Below are 6,161 nucleotides of genomic sequence, written 5' to 3'. Positions count from 1 at the left end.
GCCCGTTCCCGCAGCTCAGGGGCATACTTCCTCGGTGGTGCCATAACTCCTCACCCTTCCAGGTATCGGAGCCTCCAACCAACTCGGGGTGGCCCAGGAGAACCTACGAACAGCTGACCGTCGGCGTGCTGGTGTTGACCCTCAACCACGGGACGGGCCTGTCGGAGTGGCAGCCGCTCCTGGCCGTCAGCGTCTTCGACGTCGCTGATGAGCCGATGGCGAAGATCGACGGCCGCCGGCACACGTCGGTGACGACCCTCGCCCACCGCTGGCCGGTCGTGTCCGGCACCTGGACCAAACGAACGAACGGCTGGCGAACGTCGGCGGACCTGATGGCCAAAGCCGCTGTCACACCCGCCAGCCAGGACATCTACGAGCGGCTGGTGCTGGCCGCGCCGTCCGCCGACCTTCCGACCGAGCCGAAGTACAGTGATGCCCTAGTGGAGACCGTCGCCTGGTACTACACCGAAGGCGATCTGGGCGAGCGGCCCGGCCGCCACACACCGCGCGTAGCCATCAGCCAGTCCCACCTCATCAACCCCGAGAACGTCGCACGGATCGGACAGGCCCTGACGGTCCTGTTCGGACCGGAGAGCGACGCATTCGACAAGGGCGGCCGGTATGCCTCGGGCGAGAGCATCGATCGCCGCGCGGCGGCCAAGGCGCTGCGCGCTGATAGCCCGAAGATGTCGGCCAACGAGATCGGCCGGAGGCTCGGTGTATCCGGCGTAATGGCCGGAAAATACCTGCGGGACGACGCGAGGATCCGTGACGGGAGACCGCGCTGGAGGAAGGTCCTGGCCAGCGGCGGCCGGATGACCCGCTTCAAGTTGAACGCCGCCGCCGAGGTGGTTCTGGAGCACGCGCCCAGCCGGATCGTGTCGCTGGATTTCATCCGGTCGCTGACCTCCTCGCAGCTTGAGCTATTCCTGGACGTCTCCGTCCGGGGAGACGGCTATCTGATGGGCGGGACGACGATGGTCTTCTCCCAGAAGGATCCGCGAATGGTTGAGGCGTTTGAGCTGGCCGCGATCCTGTCCGGCCGGTCACCTCGCCGCAGCCAACATGTTGGGATCGGCGCGAGCGCGGACGGCCCCCGCACTAAGGTCCAGGAGAGCGTGATCGTCAGCGGCAAGACGTTCTTCTCGGCTAAGAGTCGTCACCTCAGCCAGGAGACCCACACCGGGATCCTTTGGTGCCCGACCACCGCGAACGGCACGTGGTTGGCACAGCATCACGGTGACGCCTTCTACACCGGGAACAGCTCCCGGTAGATCGACGAGGCACCCGTGCGGCTGCATACCCGATCAGAACGTCTGGCCAAAGGCCTGGAACGTCAGCTGACTTCCTCACGGCCAGTTCTGTGACGCAGGCCGATGCCCACCAGATAGCAGGATGTCCCCACGAGTGCCGGGGTGGCTCAAGTCCAATTCTGTCGTCGCATGATCAACTGCTGGAGCGGTGCCCCCGAGGCCGTCGGGGGCACCGCTGGAGGTCAGTGCTCTGATGGGCGAGAGGCCGTCTCGGGTTCGGCGCTGTCGTCATCGGACCCGGTGAGCTGCTCCAGCAGCTCTCGGATATCGCCGAGGTCCGCAGCCGGTCCTTGGGGTGGAACCGTAGCGGGGTAGAGACACTGGCAGGTCTCCAAGCTCGGGCAAGGGCAGTCTGTCGGAACGGTCTGCGAAATGTCCCACACGTAGACGACCCGATATCCCTTGAGCCGCCTCGGCGAACCATCTTCCTTCGCGCCCTCCGCGGGCGTGCCGCCAGTGGGCGGTGCATCATCGACCGCCTTGTCGCGGCGCGTCACGGGCGCGAGGATGCCGAGACCGCGCTGGCCTTTGGCGACCTTCCTTCCGCACTTACGCCACGCGTGGATCCCGTGGACCTCGACAGCTGCCGGGCATTGCACGAAGACCGCGAACTTGTTGACCATCGTGTACCGGTCGCCAAGCCTGGCGACCACCATGGCGAACGCCGCACAGCGTCCTCGTCCATCTGCGCAGCCGCGAACTCCATGGCCGCCCCGAGATACTTCGGGCTCATACGTGGTTCTCGGTTCTTCTCTTTGGTCACCGCTGTCACCCCTCATCGCTCCATCGGGAAGCGACGGCACGCAAGAGAACACAGAGATAGATCCAGCTTCGCCTGAGACAGCGCATAGCTACTCCTCGGCATAACCCGCCCTAAGTCCCTGCATCTCCAAGATCACCCGAACCCGTGGGTCAAACGGTGACCGGCCGTCGCACCACCCCGGCGTAGGGATTGATTACCCGGTCCGCCGGTGCGGCCCCCGTATGGACCCCCACCTCGTTCGAGCAGGTCAAGCCCGGCCCAACGAACGCCCTCAGCGATGAACGAGGCGCCCAGACGAGCCGATGGCTTCGCCGTGATGCAGACAAGAACACCTGAGCGCCCGGACTGATACAGCGTCTCTCTGGGGCCGGCGGGCCTTCAGCCAGAGCTCCTCATAAGCCCAGGGAGCACTTATCGCTTAGTGGTTCATCCAAACCCCAAGAAAACCAACGAGTGGCACGAGAAGATGTCCACGTGATGCGTCGCACAACCTCCGCAAAGGTCGCCAGCGAGGGTGTCACCCACACCCAGCAGGCCGTCGAAGGCGAGCTGGGCTGGCTGTTTCGCAACCAGCCGACCGAGGACTACGGAATCGATGCGCAGGCCGAGGTGGTTGACGGCGGGGATGTGCGCGGGCGACTACTGGCCCTGCAGATCAAGAGCGGAGCAAGCTGGTTCAAAGACGCCATACCAAGCGGCTGGTGGTTCTGGCTCGACAGCGCGCATGTGCAGTACTGGACGAACCACTCGCTACCGGTGATTGTGGTGCTGTACCACCCAGAGACCAAACGCTGCCACTGGCAGCTGATCAACCGGGAGACGTTGGTCAAGACGTCGACTGGCGGCTGGAAGATCCTGGTTCCTAAGGGCCAGGTACTGGATGCGAGCGCTCGGGAATTGTTGCAAAAGGCCGCTGAGGGTGACCCATACGAGCTGCGTCTGCGCGAGCTGCGGCTCGCCAAGCCGTGGATGGAGCTGCTGGCCAGCGGCAAGCGGCTAGTGGTGGATATGGAGGAATGGGTCAATAAAACCTCAGGGCGAGGCTCCATCTATCTGGGCGTAGACAACGAGGAAGACGAGAAGCCTCAGGAGCTGGCCAGTTGGGGTGTGTATCTCGGCCTCGCTAGCTATGCCGAGGTGGTGCCGAAGCTATTCGCGTGGGCTGACGCCTCGGTGCACCGGGAAACGTACGACGGGACAGAGTATGATCAGTACAAAGCTGACTGTTGTATTTGGACTGAGGATTACGAGCTCTTCGCTAAGTCTTCGTTCGAGGAGTGGAGACGGAATCTGGCTCCTGAGCGTATCCGCCCTTACCGCAATGGCGGTGGCGAGGTAGATTTCTACCGGCTTGAGCTGACGCTCAACGAGCTAGGCAACGCGTTCTTGGTAGTGGATAAATTCGCGAAGCAGGGCGGGAGGCTACTTACGAGGTAGTCTCCGCGTCCGAGGCGAGCCGCGAGCGTCTCGTCACGGCGGCGGTGGGATGCCTCGATTCAGTCGAAGCTCCGGCAAGGTGTCGTCCTGGTTCATCGCGTGGAGTATCGCTGGGACGTCTGGGAGCATCACTGACCGTTGCTCCGGGGCCGCGTCCTTCATGAGGATCTCCAGCGTTCCGAGGTGCTGGTCCTTGCGGACGCGCATCCGGTCCACGGCGAGAGTCGCGACGAACACGGCCAGCAGTGACCAGAAAAAATGAACCCATAGCAGTCCTGCAGCAAAAGGACATCGAGCGCATCAATATCTAAATCGATCTGAACATACCGACTTAGAGAGAGACAACCGTCCACCCAGTACCGAAACCGCTTCGCTGCCGCGGTTCCGGGTGGAGCCGCCTACCGTCCGGGGGCCGGATCCTCTGGAGCATTGTCGCATTTGTGCTGGTCAACGCGTTGCTGGATCTCCTCTTGAAGGTGGTCTTCAATTGCTGAAACCGCGCGTAGTTCAGCTTGCATCTGGCCTTGGCTTTCCGCGATCAGCTGGTTGATATCGCGGTCTCCGTTGCGGGTTTGGGAGAAGGCGGTCAATACCTTGCCGAAGACTTGGAGCAGGGATGGGGGCCGTTGACGGACGGAGGAGATAAAGGCGTCCACCGGCGTCCCGTCCGGACTCACGGTGACGCGCCCTTCCACATCGCATTCAATGACCGTCCGTTGCCCGCCCGTGCCGCTCATCGCGGCGAAGGTGAAAGCAAAAGGCCACAGCTCGCTGCCGTCGGTTTCCCTAGTCGCCTCCCCGATCCGAATCGAGTCCCGCTTGGGGTGGATAAGCACGTCAAAGGAAGCGACCTCGTCACGAGCTGCGATACCAGTGGCGAAGACCGTGTTCACCAGGTAGTCCTGAACCTTGCCAGCGGCCATAGCCAAGCGTGCGCCTTCCGGGTCCTTGGGCAGTCCCCGTTCTTCCAGAAGATGCTGGACGAGCGCCTCAACAGAGGTGAAGAACAGCAATCGGTCACCGAGCCCGGCGTCGGCCGCTTCCTTCAGCAGAGCCGGATGGAGCTTGCCTTTGTCGGACTTGAAGTCCTTGTCATCCGACACCCATACGATTTGTCGCTTCGAGTGGTCGACTCCTGTACGCAGGACTGTCAGCCAGTTGAGCGTGTCCCGGTTACCGTCACCTGACGGCTTGCATGGCGGCTTTCGCGCAGTCTGCCGGCGGACCATTTCCAGGTGCGGGACGTCCGGCGGCGGGACGATGGTCGCACCGATAGCCGCTGCCTTCTCTCGCAGCTCTCCTTCGATGCCTTCACGTTCGGTCCGGAGCCGATCCAGAGCCTCTGCGAAGCCTTCGACTTCGGGGAACTCCGAAGAGAGCGCCTTAAGTTTGGCGATGCGTTCGTCCGCCCGTCGCTCCGCGCGGGCGGTGACCTCCAACAGCGACACCTCGGGGATGTACAGCTCGATGTTCCAATCCCCACGGCTGCGTGAGAGGACCTGCCACCAAGGATCATGAAACGGAGCGGCCACGAGCGGGTTGGCATCGAACAACACGATCACGGTCACATCCTTCCACGAGCCGTCGCCGCTGAAAGCTCCCTCGCTTCCGTCGATGAGCTACTCCCAACTGGCCGCCGCAACTGTGGCCATGATGGGGAGACGGGCTTAGTCTCCCGCAACATGAAGCCCCATGCCTGGGCCGACCGTCACCCGGCGGCGAACAACGCGGACGCCGTGATCATGCAGCCGTGTGAGTGGCATCCCGTTGGGGGTACCACCCATCTCCTCACCCGCCTCAACCGCTCAGACACGTCCCCCGCCCCCGCTCTCAAAGATCTAGCCGAGATCACCGAGATGCGTCTCGACTGGGTCCGTGAGCGCTTTGCCGATCCCCGCTATGCCAACGAAGTCGCCTCGATCAAAGACGCCGAAGATGTCCTGGCGACGCTCCTGGCCACTACAACGACCCAGCACGTCCTTCACGCAGATCTCCAAGCCAAGAACGTCCTCACCGGCCCCGACCACTGAACCTTTTTCATCCGCCTGAGCAGACGGATGATCACGACCTAATCGCGGTCCGGGTGTTCGATCCTTGACATGGAGAAACCCCTGGTAGACGGGTTGATCACCACAATCACCATGTCCAGGCCAGGGGTTCTGCGTGTTGTTCTATCGTGCTGCCGTCGATTTGTCGCGTTCAACGCTCAACTACGTCGCGGGGCTGATCCGGCGGCGACGCAAGCAGATCGGGTCCACGTGGCGGCTGCTCAACCCGGGCCGGCAGGCGCTGCTGGTCTTGGTTCACCTGCGTAAAGGCGAGACGTTCGCCGAGGCCGGAGCGGGATTCGAGGTGTCGACGGCGACAGCCTGGCGCTACGTCGAGGAAACGGTCGCGCTGCTGTCGGCCCGGTCTCCGAAGCTGGCGGCGGCGCTGAAGAAGGCGAAGAAGGACGGGCTGACGCATCTGATCCTGGACGGCACCCTCATCCACACCGACCGCGTGAAGGCCGACCGGCCCTACTTCTCCGGAAAACACCGCGTCCACGGCATGGGCCGCCCCGGCGAAGTTGGAGGCTAGATCGCGTGGTTCTCGCTCGCCAGGCCGGTGCCGGCGGCTGATCGATGGAACGTCTCCTCGTACTCGGC

General features: G+C 63.2%; 4 protein-coding genes and 2 pseudogenes. 4 read left to right on the top strand and 2 right to left on the bottom strand.

The features are described 5' to 3' along the window. Positions 1–1,274: pseudogene (locus ABD785_RS41025) on the top strand (hypothetical protein); the annotation flags it as partial. A 221-nt stretch (positions 1,275–1,495) separates the two neighbouring features. Here the strand turns inward: ABD785_RS41025 and ABD785_RS41020 are convergent. Continuing rightward, positions 1,496–1,969 (bottom strand): hypothetical protein, encoded by a 474-nt coding sequence (locus ABD785_RS41020; protein ID WP_344840296.1) that lies wholly within the window; start codon positions 1,967–1,969, stop codon positions 1,496–1,498. Positions 1,970–2,553: 584 nt separating this feature from the next. Here ABD785_RS41020 and ABD785_RS41015 point away from each other — a divergent pair. Continuing rightward, positions 2,554–3,513, top strand: coding sequence for a DUF4365 domain-containing protein (locus ABD785_RS41015; protein WP_344840294.1), 960 nt, complete (start codon positions 2,554–2,556; stop codon positions 3,511–3,513). 398 nt (positions 3,514–3,911) lie between these two features. On the opposite strand, the gene ABD785_RS41010 is transcribed toward ABD785_RS41015, so the two are convergent. Next, positions 3,912–5,075, bottom strand: a complete 1,164-nt coding sequence (locus tag ABD785_RS41010) for a PIN domain-containing protein (protein ID WP_344840292.1) — start codon at positions 5,073–5,075, stop codon at positions 3,912–3,914. 120 nt (positions 5,076–5,195) lie between these two features. On the opposite strand from ABD785_RS41010, the gene ABD785_RS41005 reads away from it, so the two are divergent. Next, positions 5,196–5,543: a hypothetical protein gene (locus ABD785_RS41005; RefSeq protein ID WP_344840290.1), complete on the top strand. Its 348-nt coding sequence runs from the start codon at positions 5,196–5,198 to the stop codon at positions 5,541–5,543. A 133-nt stretch (positions 5,544–5,676) separates the two neighbouring features. After that, positions 5,677–6,066, top strand: a pseudogene (locus tag ABD785_RS41000) (transposase family protein); the annotation flags it as partial. Positions 6,067–6,161: the final 95 nt, after the last annotated feature.

The sequence above is a fragment of the Actinocorallia longicatena genome (genome assembly GCF_039534125.1).
Taxonomy (GTDB): domain Bacteria; phylum Actinomycetota; class Actinomycetes; order Streptosporangiales; family Streptosporangiaceae; genus Actinocorallia; species Actinocorallia longicatena.
Note: the sequence above shows the minus strand (reverse complement) of the source record. Positions and strands in the feature narration are given on the sequence as shown.